The organism is Proteus vulgaris (genome assembly GCF_023100685.1).
Lineage (GTDB): Bacteria > Pseudomonadota > Gammaproteobacteria > Enterobacterales > Enterobacteriaceae > Proteus.
Map to the genome: position 1 here is coordinate 4200850 of NZ_CP090064.1, position 23544 is coordinate 4224393.

Genomic DNA, 23544 nt, shown 5'->3' on the forward strand with positions numbered 1-23544 from the left:
TTATTAACCTATTACCGTTCTCTTAATGCTTCATTAATTTTATTAAATGGCTTAATTAAATACTGTAATACTGTTTTACTGCCTGTTGTTATTTCGACAGACGCAATCATCCCCGGCGTAATAGAAAATGATTTTCCCGCCTTATTCACTAAATAATCTTTATCGGTTTTGATATATATTTTGTAATACGTCACATCACTTTTAACTTCATCTTTCACCGTATCCGGTGAAATAACACTGACCGTTCCCTCTAATCCGCCATAAATAGCATAATCATAAGCCGTTATTTTGACTTTGGCTTCTTGTCCTGGATGAATAAAAGCAATATCTTTTGGCGATATCTTAGCTTCAATAATTAATGTATCTTCCAAAGGAACAATATCCATCAAAATACCATTTGGAGGAACCACACCACCAATTGTTGAATTTTGAATATTCTTCACAATACCTTTAACTGGCGATATCATAGTTGTTTTTTGTACAAAATCTTGTCGCCCTTTAATTAAAGGCGCTAAGCTATCTATTTCAGCCATTACTTTCGCGAGTTCTTGTCGCGCAGTAACATAAAAATCCGAAGTGTATTCTTGTGTTTTACTTTCTAAATCAATCAATTCCTTTTCTAATCTTAATACTTCAACGGTACTACTAGCACCTTGGCGAGCAAGTTCTTTATTAATATTTAATTGCTGACGAATAATGTGCTTACTCTTTTGCAAATTAGCGAGTGTTTGAGTAAGTTTTTGTTTGCGAGACAAATAAAGCTTATTTTCATAATTAATTAATTCAGTTTGCGTTTGTAATTCCTCAGGGAAAACCAAATTAACTATTTTATGTTGTTCAACCTCTGCTTTTAATCGAATAGATGTTGCTAAAGCCGTATTATATTTTGCCTGTGATTCCTCTAGGCTTGATGCTGTTCTTGTCGAATCTAATGTCGCTAACGTTTGTCCAACTTGAACAATATCCCCTTCTCTCACAAAAATATTAGTTACAATCCCACCATCTAGAGATTGAATAAGTTGCTCTTTAGAACTTGGGATAATTTTCCCATTCCCTTTTGTCACCTCGGCAACTTCAGCAAAATAAGCCCAAATCACCATAATAAATAAAAAGATAAAGATAGCCATGATAATACGATTTGCTCTACTGGCTTTAGTATCATCAATCAAACCAAATTCAGCAGCATCACCAATACTGTCTTCAATAAGATAGAGATCTTTATCTTTTTTATTCGTAATATAACGATAATCCGCAATAAGATTTTTTATTCGTTTAAAAAATCCCACTTTTTCTTCTTGGGTCTGTTGTATTCCTTGATTGTGTTGTTGATTTAAACTTTCTAATTCTTTTACCAACTTATTCATCTCATCAGGAGATACTGCATTCGATGAGTTATCTTTTTTATTTTTCATCTGTTACTCCTGAAAGCATTTTTAATGCAACTGCTTTGGGTTTATCAAGTACAATTTTGCCACCCGAAACAACAATAATACGATCCACAAGTTCTAATAATTTTTTTCTATGCGTGGTAATAATAAATGTTTTTCCAAGAGACGTTTTTTCAATATTCTTAATGAAATTAGCTTCAGTAATATCATCAAGAGATGCTGTTGGCTCATCCAATAGTAAAGTCGTTGGTTTTTTCAATAACAAACGGCTTAATAATAATGACTGTTTTTGCCCTCCTGATATCCCAATACCGCCTTCTTGAATAATATAATTAATCCCTTCTGGTAATTTATTTATAAATTCAGCAGCACCTGTTTCCTCAAGAACTTGATAAATTTCCTCATCGGTAGCTAATGGATTTCCTAATGTCACATTATCTCGTACAGTACCGTAAAATAACTTAGCATTTTGGCTTAAATAGCCCACATCTCTACGTAAATCTGAAGGATCTAAGGTATTTAATTCAATATTATCTAGTGTTATTGTTCCTTCTTGATATTCCATCTTACCAAAAAGTGCCGAAAGCAAAGAGGATTTACCCGCACCATTGCGACCTATAATCGCAATTTTCTCACCGGGTTTAATTTCTAATTCATTTATATAAATCGCATAATTTGGGCTATTTTGATTAAATTTAAAACCAATATTCTCTAATTTATAATGGCCTTTAATAAAAGGTAAATGGACTTTTTTAATAGACGTAGGATGATCAACTGGTAATTCCATAATAGACGTCAGCCCTTTTATTGATACCTTAGTTTGTTGCCAACGCGTAATAATATTCGCCATTTGAGAAATAGGCCCCATCATTCGGGAACTTAATATAGAAGAAGCGACGAGTGCCCCAGTGGAGAGTTCACCACTGATCACTAAAGGGGTTCCCATACAAATCACCCCCACAAACACACTGTTTTGAATAAAATAAGCCATACTACTTAATTTATGTGTTAGGTGTTTTAGCTTTAAACTGGCTTCAGCACTCGTTTTTGTATAATGGATCCATTGCTGTTGAAAACGATACTCTGCCTGCATAGCTTTGATATCATCAAGCCCTTGAACTGATTCAACAATCATGCCACTACGTAGAGTGCTTTCTCTCATTGCTTCGTTGGCAAGCACAAACAATTTTTTCTGTGCTAATAGCCCAGGCGTTATCATTAAGAAAAAACCAGCTAATGGAATGACACAAATAATTCCGCCAATCATATAAATAATAAAGAGAAAAAAGAGAAAGAAAGGTAAATCTGCAATGGCTGCGACTGTACTAGACGTCATCATTTCTCTAATTTGTTCAAGATCACGCAACTGAGAAATAAAAGAACCTGTAGAAGGTGGGCGATTACTGTCTTTTATCCTTAAAGAATGCCCATAAACACGATCTGACATGCGTAAATCAGCTTTTTTTCCTAATAAATCAATCACTCCATAACGCAACATTTTAAGAATATAATCAAAAATAAAAGCAATTAATACGCCCACAACCAAAACAAACATCGTTGAATAAGATTGTGATGGAATAATCCTATCATAGGTTTGCATAGAATAAGTGATCCCAGCCAAACCCAAGACATTAATAATAAACGTTGCCATAATGACATATTTATAAGGAGAAACGTCTCTTAATAAAATGCGCCATAGCCAATGTTTTTCTGTCGGTTTAATATATAAATCCACTCTTGGATCAGGTCTATCAACCATTGGTCTAAAAATAGCAATTCTTTTTATATTTTCTTTTAGTGTGTCTATATCAACATCAATAGCTAGACCATGATCGCCGCTGAATAATATTGTCGCGTTATTGCCTTTTATATTTTGAACTATCCCCACTCTGCCATCATTACTTTCAACAACAACAGGTAAAGACCAAACATTGAATTTAAATTTTTTGCTGTCTATAAATTTAGCAACTAAACAACATTGTCTAGCTAATAATTTAATTACGTCATCATAAGAAATATTATTCTCATACCATTTAGCCGTGATATTGATATTTTCTGGTGAAAAATCTAATCGGTAATGATTGGCTATATTTATAATCGCTTCTTTATAATTTTCTAAATAGCAATGAGCGTTATTATTTTCACTATTTTCCATAATAATACCTTAATATGGGAAAAACATCCTCATGCCGTATTGGCACGAGGATGTTAATTATTTATTTTATTTTTATAGATTTAGATATTATGAGTTGTCCCCATATCTTCCTCTGTTATTAGTGTTGCAACCTGATGAGATTCAATATTCCCATCATGTGTCGTTTCACTAACAAAAAGTGGAGACTGAATTGCCTGTTCTGTTTCTTGAGAAGCTGGAACAATATTATCAATATTAATATTGGCCTGACTTGCATCCGTTAACAATTCACTTAATTCAGGTAACTCAACATTATCTTGTTGTTCATTCGATATTGTTTCTGAGGCTTCACCTAACTGAAGTAATGCCGCGATATCAAGATTATTTTCTCCATCAACGTCAGTGTCTGTGTCGGTATCTACATCAGTATCTGTGTCGGTATCAACGTCAGTGTCTGTGTCGGTATCAACGTCAGTGTCTGTGTCGGTATCAACGTCAGTGTCTGTGTCGGTATCTACATCAGTATCTGTGTCGGTATCAACGTCAGTGTCTGTGTCGGTATCAACGTCAGTATCTGTGTCGGTATCAACGTCAGTATCTGTGTCGGTATCTACATCAGTATCTGTGTCGGTATCTACATCAGTATCTGTGTCGGTATCTACATCAGTATCTGTGTCGGTATCTACATCAGTATCTGTGTCAGTGTCTGTGTCGGTATCTACATCAGTATCTGTGTCTGTGTCTGTGTCGGTATCTACATCAGTATCTGTGTCGCCTGTCGATGGTTTAGTTGGTGCGATAGGATCAATATCGATATCATCAAAGTTTATGCCATCATTTGAATCTTGGTCTGTAGGTGGCTCTTGTGTATTTGAATTCACATTACCTTGTACAGATAAATAGTTTTTGCCAAGAATAAATGCATCACTTTGAATATGCTCCCACTGACCACCTTCATAAGCGATTGCAGCATAAATCCATTTCAGATCAGGATATTGGTCGGTTGTTACGCCTTCAATTTTGACAACTTTTTGGCCACCAATCATTTGAACAACGCCAGTACCTACAACAGTCTTATAATCATAAAAATCATAGACTTTTATCTGTTGTCCTACTTCAAATTTGGTACTCTTCAAGTAAAGGTGTTTTTTGTTATCCACCCAAGCTGTCACATCTTTCGTGGTAATGTCAGCATATTTACCCGTTATTAAATCACTATGAATTTCGGCTGGTGACTCTTTCTTACCGAAAGAAGCACTCTTAGAAGATTCATTTTCACCAACACCAACACGACTAATGGCTAAATTGCTTGAATCACCTAACCCTTTAACGGTATCCCATGAATGTGCGCCAGAATATTCAGTCACCACACCCACAAATTTACCGTTATGTAATGCCACATGCCCTTTACCGATTTCTTCAAAATCTCGTATACCTAATAGGTTTGTTGAGACTTTATAGAGAGTAAAGGCATCACCAGCTTTCAAACCGTCACCCGTGATCATAATCGTATGATCTTCAGTGATGTATGCTTCGACATTCTTAGGTGTTGAAGAATCCTTAACTTTAAAGCTACGACTAATATCTGAGGTGTCTTTTCCTAACTCTTTTTGATAGCCATACAGATAACTTAAATCGTTACCACTCGACTTGATATTGTTTGCTGTTTCTTTATCTACAAAAATATCAACGTATTTGCTGCCATCTGTACGAGTGTGAACAGTACCTGAACCAAATGTTTTATCGACAGTACCAGAAATATTACCTAGCCATGCGCTATACCACGGTAAATCTTTACCTCCTAATGTAAAGACCGCACCATCAACAAGTCGGGCTCCTTCGATATGAATTTTACCGTCATTGGTAACAGTAATATCCAATGCTGTATCCAATGCACCCGCTGGTTTCTGCGTTTTTTCTCCCGTACTTAAATAAGGGTCAAACATTTTCAGAGAGTTAAGTGCATCGTTATAATCTTGCTGCAATTCAGCCAGCTTGATCTTCGAAATCGTTCCTGACAACTTAGCTTCCGTCATCACTTTATTGGCAGTTTGTAACTGTGTATAAAGCGAGTTGTAAACTAAATCTTTTTGTTCTTTGGTATCTGTTGCATTGAGTAACTTTTCAATGTTTTTCGCTTCAGAAACAACATTATCAATTAATATTTGAGCCGCGACGATTGGATCTTCAGCTGACAAATTATTGACTGAAATGTTGAGTTTATTCAGATTAGCCTGAACCATATCCAGTGGTGCACCATCAATAATTGATTGCTCAACTAATTGATAAGCTTCACTCAGTTCTGCAGCTAATTTCTGAACAGCATCATATTTCTCACTCGCACTCTTAATACCTGACAGCTCTTTTGAAGAGGCATAAGCCTGATTCGTCATTTCCGTCAGTTGAGTGATGCTATTCCATGCTTTTGAGAAACCTTCAATTTCTTTACTAAATTCTTCAATTTGATAATTGTAATACGCTAATTTAACGTCTTTAACGCCTTTCGCGGAGTACTCTTCCGATAGTACTTTCGCATCATTTAATGCACGAATAGCAATTTTGTACTGCTCTTCAAAGACAGCATGATTAGAAAGCGTTGATTTATCTAAGTTGATATGTGCGTTATACACAGACTCTTGCAGTAAACTCATGACAATATCGAGGTCAGCAAAGGCTTGCTCACCTAACTGTCCATGGAATTCATTCATTAAGTTTACTTTGGTTTCATTAGCAGTATGCGCTGCACTATTAAGATAAGTCGTGCCTGCACTGTCTAATCCCAACTCTTTCGCTTTATTAGCACGCTCTTTACCTTCAGCTAATAACGCATTTGCTTCCGTTACGATAGATAAGAACTCGGTAGGATCTTTGATTACCGAAGTTGGGTCTTTTTTCAGTAGCTCATCGGCTTTTTTATACTCATTTGTCGCAGTTGTTAATAACTCTAAAGAGAGTGACATACGTGAGTAAGCATCAATTTCCTGAAGAACCCCTTTTGGATAATCAAGCTTGTTATCAAGTGAGTTGTAATACTTGTTGAGTTGATCTGTAAGATAATCTGGAACACCTTTGCTAGAAGCATTTGCTACTGCATCTTTAGCATTATTCAGACTATCTTGAGCCGCAATGACACTATTTTTAATTGCTGTCGCTTGCTGAATAGAAGTAATGTTGTTCTCTTTTGCTTCAGCCGCTTTATCAACCGCTTTTCTAACAGCAACCTCAGCTTCAGTTATTGCAGCTTTGGCATCGTTATAGGCTTCAATAATATCTTCTTCAGTAAGTTGATTATCTTTTGCTTGAGCAATCAATACTTCAGATTCATTATTTTGTTTATCAACAAGCGCTTCTGTTTCATCAAACTGCTTATCAACACCAGTGAAGGTTTTCAATAAAGCATCTTGTAAAGAACCGGCACTGATTGATGATTTAATATTGCTGACAACATCATCATATAAGCCTTTTGCTTCAATCAGTTGTTCTTTGGCTTCTAGCGCTTTAGCCAGTTTTTTCTCTGCTAACAGAATATTTTCTGCAGTTGGTGTTTTAACAGCTTGTTTCGCTGCCATTAAAGCATCATCAGAGAGTGTTTTTGCATTATTTAATGCAGTATCAAGTGCGCTTTTGAAAATACCTAATTTTGCTAATGCATTCTCAATATTCTCTGGTGATTTATCTTTAGCCAGATCATTAATTGCATCATTCGCATCTTTAGCTTTATCTTCTAAACCATCAATATCAATCGCATTCAGAGTTAAGCCATCTAACGTAGTTTGCGCTGAACCAATCGTATCATTTGCACCATTAATACCTTTTAATGCATGTTCAATTAAACCTTGATCCACACCATCAATGTTTGCCGCATCATTAATGACACTGTGCAGTTTTTCTATATTCAGCTCAGCTTTATTAATAATATCTTGAGCATCTTTTACTGCTTTATCAAAGTTCTTAACATTAGCAGGACTTGGATTTTTCTGTGCGTGATCAAAAGCTGTTTGTGCTTTATCTACCGCTTTAATCACTTCGTTTAATTGCGCATTAATAACATTATCAACATTTAACAATGCTTTATTAATGGCGTCACTATCACCTGAGCCAATTTTATCTTTAAGATGATCAACTAATTGACTGATATCATCACCTTCAAAATCAGGTAATTTTTCATCAGGAATAGCATTCTTCGCTTTCGCAATATTTGCCCCAGCTTTGCTGATTTCATTGTCAAAGTATTTAATATTGGCAATGTATTCTTTAAATTCTGGGTTATTTTCTGGTGTTAAGCCTTTACTAATCGCTTTTTCAACAGTCTTTTGTAAGTCGCTGGTATTCTCTTTAGCTAATGTATACAGCTCATCAGCAGTATTAAGTAAATACTTCACATCTTGTAAAGCCTGCTGATATTCAACGCTAGACTTATCCATTTCGGCAAGTTTTAGTGCTGCTTCTAAGGCTTCTAAGGCTTTACTCGTAAGCTCTTGAACTAACTCATTGTTATTATCAATAGCTGCTTTTAATGCCTTATTGAAATTATTGATACTTTCTTTATTTTTTGGATCTAATTTATCTAATGCTGTATTTAAATCATCAAATACAACATGAGACTCAATTTCCTGAATCTGTTTATTCAGGTTATTAGCTTCTTTTTTCAGATCATTGAGGCGTTCTAAAAGCTCTGCTTCCGTCGCTTCATATTTCGCAATAACATTACTACCTACACCACCTTTTAAGGCTTTATCTAATGCAGCTTTTACTTTCTCATCAGCTAATTCTGCATTTTCAATAGCTTTAGTGAACTCATTTAAGACTGCTTTCGCATTCTTAATATCTTGTTCTTTAGGTGATGTTGATTCCAATAGTTTTTCAATTTGACTATTCGCTGTTATGCCTTTTTTCTGAGCTTGAAGAATTTCAGTATCAAGTTTATCCAGCGTATTTTTGATATTCGCAATTAAATCAGGATCACCTTCCTGGTTATGTAAATTATCGAGAATATCAAGCGCATTATTAAGTGCAGTATTCGCACTGAGTAATGAGGTATCAGCTTGATCAGCTAGCGCTTCTGTAACAATGAGATCAATATCTGTACCTTGTGCTTTTTCGATTAATTTATCGAGATGATCTTTACTATTTTGCGCTTTTTCAATGTATTGAGTCGCATCACGAACTGACTGTTCAGCAATCAATAAATCATCATAATTGCCTGATACTTTAGCTTTTTCAGCGTCATCTTTAGCAATATTCGCTTTTTCTTCAGCTAATTTAGCTAAATCAGCCACCAACTCAGCCGCTTTTTCTAAACTCTCTTTTGCTTTAGCCTTATTCTCATCCGTTGGATCTTTAATCACATCATCAATTGCAGTATCTGCATCATCTAATGCAGGCTCTGTAATGTCTGAAGTTAATTTATCCAGAATATTTTGAGAAGTAAGAAGGTCATTTTCTGCAGTTGTCAGATGCTCAATCGTGATGTTTAAATCAGTAGCAGCATTTGTCGTATCAACGCCTTTGCTTTCTGCTTTATCAATTAATTGGCTTAATTGCTCTTTTGCAACATTTGCTTTATCAAATGCTTCTTGAGCTATTACTAATAATGCTTTGGCAGCCAATACATCGTCAGATGTTAAACTTTCACTTGCTGTTTCTGCTGCAACTTTTGCTTCATAAGCGAGTGTTTGTGCTTTCTCAGCCAACGTCACAACATACTCAGAGGCAGTGTCTAAAACCTCTTTAACTTGCTCTTTTTCTTCATCTGTTGAGTTTTCATCAAGATCATCAAGGCCTTTTTCAGCATCATCCAATGCACCCTGACCATCAAGATCTGCTTTGATATTTGCTAATGTATTTTCAGCATCACCCACAAGATTTAGCGCATTATCAATATGTTCATTCGCTAGGATAAATTCTGCCGTTGCATCCTGAACATTAACTTGTTTTGCCTGCGCTTTTTCAATCAGATTTTCTAATTGTTGTTGCGCTTCTTGAGCTAATTTAATTGCATCTTGAGCGACAACGACTGCATCGTAAGCCAATTGAATATCTGCGTCAGATTTACTGATAGCCGCTTTATCTGCCGCCTGTTTTGCTGCTTCTGACAATGCTTCAGCTTTTTGCGCTAATTCAGAGCCATATTTAACTGCATTATCAACCGCTTCTTTGGCTTTTTCTAACTTATCTTCTGATGCATCTTTACCCAAATCATCAATAATACTATTAGCATCATCAATTGGATTTTTATCATCAGTTTTACGTAAATCTTGGATAATGGCATCAGTATCATTAATCAGTTGATGCGTTGTATCAAGATTCGTTTGAGCCTGTTGAGCATCATCTAACGCAACCTCTGTTGAAACACCTTTTTCTTGTGCTTTAACAATAAGTTGGTCTAACTCTGCTTTTATTTGCTCGGCATGAGAGAATTCAACTTTTGCTTTCTCTAATAGAGCTTCAGCTTCAACAAGATCAGTCTGTTTACCGCTATTGAATGCTTTTTCTGCTGCTGATTTAGCAAGTTCAGCCAATATCAGTGCATTTTCTGTCACAGTAACAACATATTCAGATGCTAATTCAACCGCGTCTTTCGCTTGCTCTTTATCTTGCTCTGATGAATTTTCATCTAAATTATCAATAATCTCAGTACCCTTATCCAATGCATCTTTTGCATCATCAATAAGTTGTAACTTATCAAGAATTGACTGTGTATCTTTTAGATTTTGAGTTGCTTCATCTAATGAGATTTGAGACTTATCAGCATCAATTTGAGCATCCGCTGTATCAACACCTTTACTTTGTGCTTTTTCAATTAAGCTATCTAATGTTGCTTTAGCTTCATTTGCTTTATCTAATGCTTCATCCGCTTTAGCAAACAATGTCTTAGCGGCAGCAAAGTCTTTCGCACTACTGGAGATCAATGCTTTTTCTGCTGCCAGTTTAGCACTACTAGATAAAAGTTCTGCTTTCGATGCTAAATTAACCACTAAATCTGAAGCAGCATCTAAAGATACTTTTGCTTTAGCTAATTCATCTGGTGTTGAATTTTCAGTTAAATCATCAATCAGATCATTGGCCTTATCTAATGCATCTTGCTCTTTCAGTAAGTCATTCACCATATCCAAAATATTTTGTGTATGACTTAAAATATCATTGGCATTATCAATGTGTTCTTGTGAAAGAAGTGCATCAGATTGGGCTTCATCTGTATTAATTTCTTTAGCTATCGCCTTGGTAATTAGCGCATCCAACTTATCTTTAGCGACTTGAGCCTTATTAACTGCCTCTTGTGCTTTTTCTTGCAATAAAAGCGCGGTGTTCAGATCTTTTTCTTTGCCAGAAATGAGAGCTTGTTCAGCAGAATCATGAGCTTTTTTAGCCAAGATTTCTGCTTTTTCAGCGAGACCCACCACATAATCAGAAGCTGCATTTAATGATGCTTTAGCTTCTTCTTTTTGTGCATCAGTTGGATCTTCTGGTAAATCTTCAAGAATATCATCGGTTTTATCCAAGATATTCGTATCTTCACCATTAGTTTCTTTATCTAACATATCAATAATAAACTGCACATTCGCTAGTGTATGTGCTGCATCATCAATATGTCCCTGCGCTTTATTTGCATCAATTTGAGCATCAGTTATATCAATATCTTTTCCTTGAGCTTTTTGAATTAAGACATCAAGTTCAGCTTTTGCTTGTTTCGCCGTATTTAATATTTCATTGGCTTGACTTAATAACGTTTTGGCTAAATCAATATCGACTTTATTCTCACTAATCAATGCCTTATCAATGGCAGCTTTAGCCATATCAGCATAAAGATCAGCTTTCAATGCCAATGCAACAACATATTCAGAAGCTGCATCTAACACTTTTTTCGCTTCAGCTTTCTCTTCTTCTGTTGCTGTATCTTTATCTAAGTCATCAATAATTTCGTTACCATCATCAATATTCCCACCTCCATTTTCGGTTGTGGTCAATGTATCGATGATTTTTTCAGCTGCATTCAGCGCACTGTTGGCGTCATCTAACTGTGCTTGAGCTGTTTCTGCGACCTGTTGTGCATCGGCAGTATCAACCCCTTTAGCGTTCGCTTTACTGATCAACGCATCTAACTTGGCTTTCACCACTTCAGCGTTAGCAACGGCTTCTTGCGCCACTTTTAGATCGGCTTGCGCTTGGGCTAAATCGGCTTTATCACCACTTATTAACGCTTTTTCCGCCGCGGTTTCTGCCGCTTTGGCTAACGTTAAGGCATCAGTAATTTGCTGGCCAATCAACTCGGCGGCATTATCCAGCTTCGCTTTAACTTCGGCTTTTTCTTTGTCAGACGCATCATCCGGCAGATCGTCGATCGCCGTATCAGTGTCATCAATCACATCGACGTCTAACAGGCTGTCGATGATTTGCTGAGCATTTTCTAAGGCTAATTGTGCGTCATCTAACTGTGCTTGAGCTGTTTCTGCGACCTGTTGTGCATCGGCAGTATCAACCCCTTTAGCGTTCGCTTTGCTGATCAACGCATCTAATTTGGCTTTCACCGCTTCAGCGTTAGCAACGGCTTCTTGCGCCACTTTTAGGTCGGCTTGCGCTTGGGCTAAATCGGTTTTATCACCGCTGGCTTGCGCTTTTTCCGCCGCGGTTTCTGCCGCTTTGGCTAACGCTAAGGCATCAGTAATTTGCTGACCAATCAACTCGGCGGCATTATCCAGCTTCGCTTTAACTTCGGCTTTTTCTTTGTCAGACGCATCATCCGGCAGATCGTCGATCGCCGTATCTGTGTCATCAATCACATCGACGTCTAACAGGCTGTCGATGATTTGCTGAGCATTTTCTAAGGCTAATTGTGCGTCATCTAACTGTGCTTGAGCGGTTTCTGCGACCTGTTGTGCATCGGCAGTATCAACCCCTTTAGCGTTCGCTTTGCTGATCAACGCATCTAATTTGGCTTTCACCGCTTCAGCGTTAGCAACGGCTTCTTGCGCCACTTTTAGGTCGGCTTGCGCTTGGGCTAAATCGGTTTTATCACCGCTGGCTTGCGCTTTTTCCGCCGCGGTTTCTGCCGCTTTGGCTAACGCTAAGGCATCAGTAATTTGCTGACCAATCAACTCGGCGGCATTATCCAGCTTCGCTTTAACTTCGGCTTTTTCTTTGTCAGACGCATCATCCGGCAGATCGTCGATCGCCGTATCTGTGTCATCAATCACATCGACGTCTAACAGGCTGTCGATGATTTGCTGAGCATTTTCTAAGGCTAATTGTGCGTCATCTAACTGTGCTTGAGCGGTTTCTGCGACCTGTTGTGCATCGGCAGTATCAACCCCTTTAGCGTTCGCTTTGCTGATCAACGCATCTAATTTGGCTTTCACCGCTTCAGCGTTAGCAACGGCTTCTTGCGCCACTTTTAGGTCGGCTTGCGCTTGGGCTAAATCGGTTTTATCACCGCTGGCTTGCGCTTTTTCCGCCGCGGTTTCTGCCGCTTTGGCTAACGCTAAGGCATCAGTAATTTGCTGACCAATCAACTCGGCGGCATTATCCAGCTTCGCTTTAACTTCGGCTTTTTCTTTGTCAGACGCATCATCCGGCAGATCGTCGATCGCCGTATCAGTGTCATCAATCACATCGACGTCTAACAGGCTGTCGATGATTTTTTCGGCCGCATTCAGCGCACTGTTGGCGTCATCTAACTGACTTTGCGCTTTATCTGCCACCAACTGTGCATCGGCAGTATCAACCCCTTTAGCGTTCGCTTTGCTGATCAGCGCATCTAATTTGGCTTTCACCGCTTCAGCGTTAGCAACGGCTTCTTGCGCCACTTTTAGGTCGGCTTGCGCTTGGGCTAAATCGGTTTTATCTCCGCTGGCTTGCGCTTTTTCCGCCGCGGTTTCTGCCGCTTTGGCTAACGCTAAGGCATCAGTAATTTGCTGACCAATCAACTCGGCGGCATTATCCAGCTTCGCTTTAACTTCGGCTTTTTCTTTGTCAGACGCATCATCCGGCAGATCGTCGATCGCCGTATCAGTGTCATCAATCACATCGACGTCTAACAGGCTGTCGATGATTTGCTGAGCATTTTCTAAGGCTAATTGTGCGTCATCTAACTGTGCTTGAGCGGTTTCTGCGACCTGTTGTGCATCGGCAGTATCAACCCCTTTAGCGTTCGCTTTGCTGATCAACGCATCTAATTTGGCTTTCACCGCTTCAGCGTTAGCAACGGCTTCTTGCGCCACTTTTAGGTCGGCTTGCGCTTGGGCTAAATCGGCTTTATCACCGCTGGCTTGCGCTTTTTCCGCCGCGGTTTCTGCCGCTTTGGCTAACGCTAAGGCATCAGTAATTTGCTGACCAATCAACTCAGCCGCATTATCCAGCTTCGCTTTAACTTCAGCTTTTTCTTTATCAGACGCATCATCCGGCAGATCGTCGATCGCCGTATCAGTGTCATCAATCACATCGACGTCTAACAGGCTGTCGATGATTTTTTCAGCCGCATTCAGCGCACTGTTGGCGTCATCTAACTGACTTTGCGCTTTATCTGCCACCAACTGTGCATCGGCAGTATCAATCCCTTTAGCATTCGCTTTGCTGATCAACGCATCTAACTTGGCTTTCACCGCTTCAGCGTTAGCAACGGCTTCTTGCGCCACTTTTAGGTCGGCTTGCGCTTGGGCTAAATCGACTTTATCTCCGCTGGCTTGCGCTTTTTCCGCCGCGGTTTCTGCCGCTTTGGCTAACGCTAAGGCATCAGTAATTTGCTGACCAATCAACTCAGCCGCATTATCCAGCTTCGCTTTAACTTCAGCTTTTTCTTTATCAGACGCATCATCCGGCAGATCGTCGATCGCCGTATCAGTGTCATCAATCACATCGACGTCTAACAGGCTGTCGATGATTTTTTCAGCCGCATTCAGCGCACTGTTGGCGTCATCTAACTGACTTTGCGCTTTATCTGCCACCAACTGTGCATCGGCAGTATCAATCCCTTTAGCATTCGCTTTGCTGATCAACGCATCTAACTTGGCTTTCACCGCTTCAGCGTTAGCAACGGCTTCTTGCGCCACTTTTAGGTCGGCTTGCGCTTGGGCTAAATCGACTTTATCTCCGCTGGCTTGCGCTTTTTCCGCCGCGGTTTCTGCCGCTTGGGCTAACGCTAAGGCATCAGTAATTTGCTGGCCAATCAACTCGGCGGCATTATCCAGCTTCGCTTTAACTTCGGCTTTTTCTTTGTCAGACGCATCATCCGGCAGATCGTCGATCGCCGTATCAGTGTCATCAATCACATCGACGTCTAACAGGCTGTCGATGATTTTTTCGGCCGCATTCAGCGCACTGTTGGCGTCATCTAACTGACTTTGCGCTTTATCTGCCACCAACTGTGCATCGGCAGTATCAACCCCTTTAGCGTTCGCTTTGCTGATCAACGCATCTAATTTGGCTTTCACCGCTTCAGCGTTAGCAACGGCTTCTTGAGCCACTTTTAGGTCGGCTTGCGCTTGGGCTAAATCGGCTTTATCACCGCTGGCTTGCGCTTTTTCCGCCGCGGTTTCTGCCGCTTTGGCTAACGCTAAGGCATCAGTAATTTGCTGACCAATCAACTCGGCGGCATTATCCAGCTTCGCTTTAACTTCGGCTTTTTCTTTGTCAGACGCATCATCCGGCAGATCGTCGATCGCCGTATCAGTGTCATCAATCACATCGACGTCTAACAGGCTGTCGATGATTTTTTCGGCCGCATTCAGCGCACTGTTGGCGTCATCTAACTGACTTTGCGCTTTATCTGCCACCAACTGTGCATCGGCAGTATCAACCCCTTTAGCATTCGCTTTGCTGATCAACGCATCTAACTTGGCTTTCACCGCTTCAGCGTTAGCAACGGCTTCTTGCGCCACTTTTAGGTCGGCTTGCGCTTGGGCTAAATCGACTTTATCTCCGCTGGCTTGCGCTTTTTCCGCCGCGGTTTCTGCCGCTTGGGCTAACGCTAAGGCATCAGTAATTTGCTGGCCAATCAACTCGGCGGCATTATCCAGCTTCGCTTTAACTTCGGCTTTTTCTTTGTCAGACGCATCATCCGGCAGATCGTCGATCGCCGTATCAGTGTCATCAATCACATCGACGTCTAACAGGCTGTCGATGATTTTTTCGGCCGCATTCAGCGCACTGTTGGCGTCATCTAACTGACTTTGCGCTTTATCTGCCACCAACTGTGCATCGGCAGTATCAACCCCTTTAGCGTTCGCTTTGCTGATCAACGCATCTAATTTGGCTTTCACCGCTTCAGCGTTAGCAACGGCTTCTTGAGCCACTTTTAGGTCGGCTTGCGCTTGGGCTAAATCGGCTTTATCTCCGCTGGCTTGCGCTTTTTCCGCCGCGGTTTCTGCCGCTTTGGCTAACGCTAAGGCATCAGTAATTTGCTGACCAATCAACTCGGCGGCATTATCCAGCTTCGCTTTAACTTCGGCTTTTTCTTTGTCAGACGCATCATCCGGCAGATCGTCGATCGCCGTATCAGTGTCATCAATCACATCGACGTCTAACAGGCTGTCGATGATTTTTTCGGCCGCATTCAGCGCACTGTTGGCGTCATCTAACTGACTTTGCGCTTTATCTGCCACCAACTGTGCATCGGCAGTATCAACCCCTTTAGCATTCGCTTTGCTGATCAACGCATCTAACTTGGCTTTCACCGCTTCAGCGTTAGCAACGGCTTCTTGCGCCACTTTTAGGTCGGCTTGCGCTTGGGCTAAATCGGCTTTATCACCGCTGGCTTGCGCTTTTTCCGCCGCGGTTTCTGCCGCTTTGGCTAACGCTAAAGCATCAGTAATTTGCTGACCAATCAACTCGGCGGCATTATCCAGCTTCGCTTTAACTTCGGCTTTTTCTTTGTCAGACGCATCATCCGGCAGATCGTCGATCGCCGTATCAGTGTCATCAATCGCCTTTTTCTGCTCTAACTCTAATTGCAGTTTCTCTAATAACTTACCTAACTCATCTAATGTTTTACCGAGAGAGTCAGTATTCGTTGTTAATAGTTCTTTGGCTTGATCTATAATTTTTGAATCAACATTAAGCTTTTCGCCTTGCTCAATTAATTCATTTAATTCAGTTTTTAATTTATCAATTAGAGCAAGTGCTGTTGTTGCATCTTTATGAGCTTCTAACGCTAAATCTAGATCTTTCTCATCACCTGTTTTTTGTGCTTTTTCAGTTGCTTCTGTGGCTTTATCAACAAGACTTTTTGCAGCATCAATGATTTTCTTCAAATCTAATGATTTATCGACAATCAGTTTTTCAGCTAACTCTTTTTCAGTTGGCTGTGGTGGCGTCACATGATCTGGTGAACCACCACTACTGCTACTTGAAGAAGAGGCTATTGCAATCCCTGCACCAAGAACGGCAGCACCAATAGCGATAGAAAACCATTCGCCACCAGTTAAACCTAATAAATTTTCACTATCTGTTGCATCATCTAATTTATTAAAAATAAGCTCTAATTTATCTGAATTAGGTGTTAAGGATGCTTTGTATTGAACACCATCCATTTCTACAATAAAGTAATTTTCAGATGTATTAAAAAAATCATTAATAACTAATTTCTCACCGTTATTTTTAACAATAATAAGGTTATTATCGTCTTTAATGATTGTTTTTATTTCCGATCGACTTATTTTTATAACTTGGCCTTTCTCTATATTTATTTCATTTCCAGTCTGATTGTTCATAAATAATCTCACCGTTAATAATCAATCTTTTTTGGATTACATTTTTAGGATTGGTTATATTTATATAAGATTATGAAAATACACACCTTATGCATATTTAAGTAATCTTAACTTCATATTTAAATATGAAATTAACCTACATTGTCTTTAAAAAAACAAAGGAAATCCTTTTATAAATTTAATAAAAACAAATGAAAGCAGGCATATAAATAACCTTATCGGTATCATATAAGCAATATTATTTAATTAAAGTCTTTAAAAGATAGGTGATGTTAATTTAGAGGTAAAACCCAAGCCGTATATATAGATATAATTATTTGTTTTCACAATTAATGCTATTTCAAATAATTTTAAATAATGAAATATATTTTTTGTTAATTTAATACCTTATTTATATGTTTTACTCTTCAAAAAAACCTATTTATATACTCCTCACATAATCATAAACAGATAATCTTATTTAGTATAAAAATACGATTAAAAATAAAATTTTATAAGAAGAGCTATTTTTAGCCATATAAATACATGGAAACCTAGAATATTAAATTATCATTTAAATATACTTAGTGATTTCTTTTTAAAAAAAGATAAAAAACAGGTTAAGAGATTGTACCAGTTAAAAACGATCAACTAATTCAAAAAGTTAAAACTAAATCATTGATCAAGTTTAATTAAAAAAGAGAAATCCTCCCTATTTTTAAGCGCCAAAATCAAGCAACAAAAAAGAAACATTTAATTAACAAAACGCTTAAGAAAAATAAATGTGATAGTATATTTACTCGTTTTTATCCGCATTCACTCCAATTTATATTTTATAATTCACTATTAAATTAAAAACTTTAACTTTTTATTCTGTTTAAGTATGTATCGCCTTATCTTTCAAATGTATTTTTAATAGAAGATATCTATTATTCGATTTACTCTTTTTTTGATATACAAAAAGCCTCCTTATACAAGGATCCCTTGATTTATTCGTCTTTTTTCAGCATTACATTACTAGAATTTTGCCAATAAGAGAGATGTCAAATACTCAGATAAAAGACTGAGCACAGATCATTTGATAACCAAATTTTAGATATTTGCTATAGATATCAACTAAAACCTATCGATATCCAGCGCATCCATACTAAAATGAGAAGGCGATTGCCCCATCTGTTTTTTGAACATTGTCGAGAATGAACCGGCACTGTTATAACCCAAGTCAAAGGCAATTTCAGTAATACCGCGTCCAGATAAGATTTGTGTTAATGAATTCAATAAACAGACTTGTTGTCGCCATTGTGAAAATGACATTCCTGTTTGTTGGCGAAAAAAACGGCTAAAAGAGCGCTCACTTTTATGTAATTTATCTGCCCACTGTTGCGGTAAAGAGTCTATTTTTGGGTTACGAATAAAATCACGACATAATTTAGCTAATTTACTGTCTTGTGGAATAGGTGCAAAAAATGGTAACGGTTTTGCTTTCGCTAATTCACATAAGATTAACTGCATTAAAAGACCATCTCGCCCTTTTTTATCATATTCTGCGGGTACGTCTACGGCTTCAAGCAAGAGTTGGCGAAAAAGAGGGGAAACACTGACAACTTCACATTGTTTGCTATGTCGAGGTGCTGCAGAAGGCTCGATATATAAGCTTCGAGTACTCACATCTAACATGCGAGTTTCATGCCCAGTTTCTGGAGGGATCCATACACCACAAGACGGCGGAATAACCCACTCACCATCATCTGTACTTACTTCAATTAAACCCGTTGCAGGGTATAAAAATTGGGCTCGACGATGTTGATGCGTTTCTAATAACGTATTGGGCAAATAGTCTGTACCCAGCGCAATAACATCTCGGTCAAGTGAATCGACGCTTTTTAACGGTACATTTCTCACAGTTTAGACCACTCTCTTTTTATTTTCGTCCTTTTTAATATAGCAGTAATCCCACACTCTACACACTGGCAAATAATGGTCTATATAATTAAAATCGTTATATATTTAAATAAACAACGAAATAACCTTATGTGAAATTTCAACCTTCTTGATATCTATTTAACAAACCCTATTAACAATCAAAAAACGAGCTTTTAACACCCCTCGTAAATAGGCTGAAATTCGAATGTCATTGTCTGGTTTTAGAATGTTGGCAAAAGATTAATCAACTACTATCCCTCTCGCAGATGTTAATTCAAGCATTCTGCAATTATCTATGCATTCAATAATAATGCAGCGGATACCAGACATTCCCTTTATCCATAGCCTAGAAAAATCACGCACATTCTTTATATCAAGTATCGGGTATATCGGGATCCGCCTATTATGTTTAAGGTAGAGTTCATTATGAGCAATCAGTCCGATCACGATAGTGATACAAAGAGCATTCTCAACGATGTTAGCCGCCGTCACTTTATTCAAGCGAGCTCAGCATTAGTCACACTTCCTTTTCTCGCATCAAACTCTTTTGCTGCGACAACAGACAACGCTATTCCAGTAAAACCAATAAAAACTGAAGATGGCGAACGCGTTGTTTCAACTTGCAGTAGTTTCGACTGTGGCGGTAAATGTGATATTCGAGCCCATGTAAAAGATGGCAAAGTCACTCGTATTAGTACACGCCCAGATGCTGATCTAGATGAAGAGATGCCAATTATGCGTGCCTGTGTACGAGGCCGTGGTTATCGTAAATTTGTCTATCATCCAGACCGTTTAAAATACCCGATGAAACGCGTTGGCAAACGAGGCGAAGGTAAATTCGAACGCATCACTTGGGAAGAAGCAACCACCCTTATTGCACAAAATATGCAGCGCATTAACCAGCAATATGGTCCTGCATCACGCTTTGTCAGCTTAAGCACAGGGGTTACTGGCGGTATTTTCTCTGGCGCGAATATGTTACGTCGCCTGTTTAATATTACGGGTGGTTTTCTGGAAAACTATCACTCGGTCAGTAACGGAAATACCCTTGCCGTCACTCCTTACACTTATGGCACTGCCGCTAGTGGTAGCACACTCGATACGTTAGAAAATACCCCTCTTGTCATTTTATGGGGTCATAACCCTAACGAAACTATTTTTGGTCATTCAAACCATTTCTTCCAAAAAATGAAGAAAAACGGCACTAAATTTATTGTCGTTGATCCACGTTATTCTGATACTGCCTCTTCTTTAGCTGATCAATGGATCCCGTTACTGCCAACAACGGATAACGCCATGATGGATGCAATGATGTATGTCATCGTAAGCGAAAATCTGCACGATCAAGCCTTTATCGATAAATACACTGTCGGCTTTGATGAACACCAAATGCCTGAAGGTGTGGGTGAAAATGAGTCTTTAGTTGCCTATTTAATGGGTAAAAAAGATGGCATTAAGAAAACCCCAGAATGGGCTGAAACCATCACTAAAGTGCCAGCAGATACTATTAAACAATTAGCTCGCGAATATGCATCCACAAAACCAGCAGCATTGATGCAAGGTTGGGGGCCTCAGCGCCATATTTGTGGTGAACGGACGGCACGTGGTGCGACATTACTTGCCACTATCACTGGTAATGTGGGTGTTCGTGGTGGTTGGGCTGCTGGCTATGGTATGGCTTTAAACTCTGAACTGCGTAAAACCATCGCAGGGCCAAGCCTATTAACCAACCCAGTAAAAGCAAAAATCAATATCACCAACTGGGTACAAGCGTGTGAAGACAAAAATTTAGTCACACCACAAAATGGGTTACTGAACGCCGAGAAACTTGATACTGAAATCAAGATGATTTTCTCAATGGCGGGTAACTACATGACAAACCAAAATACCGATATTCTTCATGCAGCTAAAGTACTTGAAGATGAATCGAAAGTAGAATTTATCGTTTGTAGTGATCTCTATCTAACCCCAAGTGCAAAATACGCTGATATCTTACTTCCAGAAACCAGCTTCTTAGAACGCTGGAACATCGGTGGTACATGGAGTTATGGCGACTACATTATTCTTTCTGAAAAAGTCATCGAGCCTGAATTTGAACGTCGTACTGACTATGATTGGTTACGTGAAGTTGCCGATAAATTAGGTGTGGGCGAACAATTTAGTGAAGGTAAAGAGACTGATCGCGATTGGATTGAATACTTAGTTGATGATGCCAGTGTTAAACGTCCCGAAGACGGTATTCCAACTTTTAAAGAGCTATTAGTTAAACGTCGTCATCTCTTAAAACATCGTCCTCATACTCAAAATGTGGCGTTTGAGAAAAATATCCAAGATATCGAGAATAATCCATTCCCAACGCCATCAGGCAAAATTGAGATTTTCTCTAAACGTTTATATGACATGAATAATGTCGATATCCCTGCGCTTTCTCATTATGTGCCTGCCATTGAAGGTCCTGAAGATACGTTGACGGATAAATTCCCGCTACAACTTATTACATGGAAAGGACGTAATCGCGCAAACTCAACGCAATTTGCCAACCCTTGGTTACAAGAAGTACAGCGCCAAGAACTTTGGATAAACCCATTAGATGCCCAAGATAGAAACATTAAAGAGGGCGAAAAAGTCAAAGTATATAACGAACGTGGGATCACGATGGTTCCCGTCAAATTAACACAACGAATTATGCCTGGTGTCGTCGCCTTGCAAGCAGGTGCTTGGTGGCAACCTGATGCAAAAGGCATAGATCAAGGTGGATGTGCCAACGTATTAACATCATCCCGTAGCACCGCAATGGCACACGGCAATGCTCACCAAACATTATTGGTCGAGGTAGCAAAAGCATGAGTAAATTTATCGTTTATCCCGCTATAAGCAACAAACAGCTAGGGTTTTATATCGACAGCGCTCGCTGTTCAGGTTGTAAGGCGTGTCAGGTTGCGTGTAAAGATAAAAACAATCTTGATGTTGGACGCAAATTTCGTCGTGTCTATGAAATCACTGGAGGCGGTTATACTCGCAATCCTAAAGGCGCGCTAGTCAATAATGTCTTTGCTTACACGTTGTCTATCTCTTGTAACCATTGTGACGACCCTATTTGTGTTAAAAACTGCCCAACAACAGCAATGCATAAGCGTGAAGGTGATGGCATTGTCATGGTAGATACAGACAAATGTGTCGGTTGCGGTGCTTGTGCGTGGTCTTGCCCTTATGGCGCACCACAAATGAATCCAGAAACCAAACAGATGTCGAAATGCGACTTTTGTATCGATTTACAGCAAAAAGGTGAACAACCGGTTTGTGTTGCAACTTGTCCTTTAGGTGCAATCCAATTTGGTCCTATTGATGAACTACGTGAACGCTATGGCGATTTAGATTATGTCACCGGTTTACCTTCTCCTGAAATAACGCATCCAAACCTTGTTATTAACCCACATCAGGGTGCCAATAATGACGGAATTAATAATAAGGGAGAAAGAAAATGAATGAATGGTCATTGTTAATCTTCACATTTATGATGAATGCGACTATTGGTCTTGCACTAACAACAGGACTTTTTGCTCGTCGCCTTTCTCATTATCTCAATGCAGAAAGCTACTATCGCTTTATGTTGTTAGCCTTATTTGTGATTTGTGGGTTAGCTGGTTTAGGCTCTATCGCTTCAATTACTCACTTAGGTGTGCCATTAAATGCCCCTAATGCCATTAGAAATGTTTTTTCTGCTTGGCTAAGTCGTGAAGTCGCCGTCACTGCTATTTTTGTCGGTTGCTTAGGATTAACTTTTTTATGGCTCTGGCGCACTCGCAAACTCTCAATGCTGTTATTAAGTACCAGTATTCTGATTGGGTTATTTGATATTTACTGCATGGCGTCGATTTATCGCCATACCTCCATTTTGACATGGATGGATCCTAACACTTACGTGATGTTCTTTGGAGCTATGTTAACGCTTGGTGCTGCTATTTTCTTTTTGCTGATCAAAGTATTACAACGTGTAGGAAGTAAATTAGGTATTGAAATACCGCAAGACTCTTTCCCAATACGCTGGAAATGGCAGTTATGGGGAATAATGGCATTTAGCTTAATTGGTCGATTACTGTATCAACCTTTTTATGAGCAATATTTAACTAGCACGTTATATAGCCAAAAATCGGTGACATTTCCGTTATCGCCTATTCAAGTGTATTACGCCATTGGTTCGTTACGCACTACATGCTGGATCTTAGCAACCTTTGCAGTATTGGCTTGTGGCTATAGTTTAGTGAAATTTTTAGCCCCTAAAAATCAAGGTAAATCAACTGAGTCTATTTTTGTACTTGGCTGTGTTATCGCAATTATCGCTGACTTTATGTTGCGTTATGTTTTCTACTCAATTCACTAGTAGTCATTGAGCAAGTCGTTTAAATAATAAAAAAAC

At 39.1% G+C, this 23544-nt stretch carries 7 protein-coding genes; 3 read left to right on the forward strand and 4 right to left on the reverse strand.

All coding sequences use genetic code 11. The features are described from left to right. Positions 1-11: 11 nt before the first annotated feature. From LW139_RS19850 to LW139_RS19865, 4 genes are all read right to left on the reverse strand, one after another. Positions 12-1127 (reverse strand): HlyD family efflux transporter periplasmic adaptor subunit, encoded by a 1116-nt coding sequence (locus LW139_RS19850; RefSeq protein WP_208105085.1) that lies wholly within the window; start codon positions 1125-1127, stop codon positions 12-14. Between the two features lie 274 nt (positions 1128-1401). Further along, on the reverse strand, positions 1402-3543 hold the full coding sequence (locus LW139_RS19855) for a type I secretion system permease/ATPase (protein ID WP_166539170.1): 2142 nt from the start codon (positions 3541-3543) through the stop codon (positions 1402-1404). An 80-nt stretch (positions 3544-3623) separates the two neighbouring features. Beyond that, positions 3624-17225 (reverse strand): hypothetical protein, encoded by a 13602-nt coding sequence (locus LW139_RS19860; RefSeq protein WP_247850419.1) that lies wholly within the window; start codon positions 17223-17225, stop codon positions 3624-3626. Between the two features lie 1095 nt (positions 17226-18320). After that, entirely contained in the window at positions 18321-19106 is a 786-nt protein-coding gene (locus tag LW139_RS19865) for an AraC family transcriptional regulator (RefSeq protein ID WP_088495979.1), read from the reverse strand. Between the two features lie 447 nt (positions 19107-19553). Here LW139_RS19865 and LW139_RS19870 point away from each other — a divergent pair, with 447 nt between their 5' ends. From LW139_RS19870 to LW139_RS19880, 3 genes are read left to right on the forward strand one after another with little or no spacing between them, the layout of a single operon-like run. Next, a complete protein-coding gene (locus LW139_RS19870; protein WP_166540486.1) occupies positions 19554-21974 on the forward strand; it encodes a DMSO/selenate family reductase complex A subunit in 2421 nt (806 codons plus the stop codon). After that, positions 21971-22612, forward strand: a complete 642-nt coding sequence (locus LW139_RS19875; RefSeq protein ID WP_166540485.1) for a DMSO/selenate family reductase complex B subunit — start codon at positions 21971-21973, stop codon at positions 22610-22612. Before LW139_RS19870 ends, LW139_RS19875 begins: the two co-directional genes overlap by 4 nt. After that, positions 22609-23508 carry a dimethyl sulfoxide reductase anchor subunit family protein gene (locus LW139_RS19880; protein WP_166540484.1) on the forward strand — a complete coding sequence of 300 codons (900 nt, stop codon included), beginning with the start codon at positions 22609-22611 and terminating at the stop codon, positions 23506-23508. The genes LW139_RS19875 and LW139_RS19880 overlap by 4 nt, the downstream gene beginning before the upstream one ends. Positions 23509-23544 lie beyond the last annotated feature (36 nt).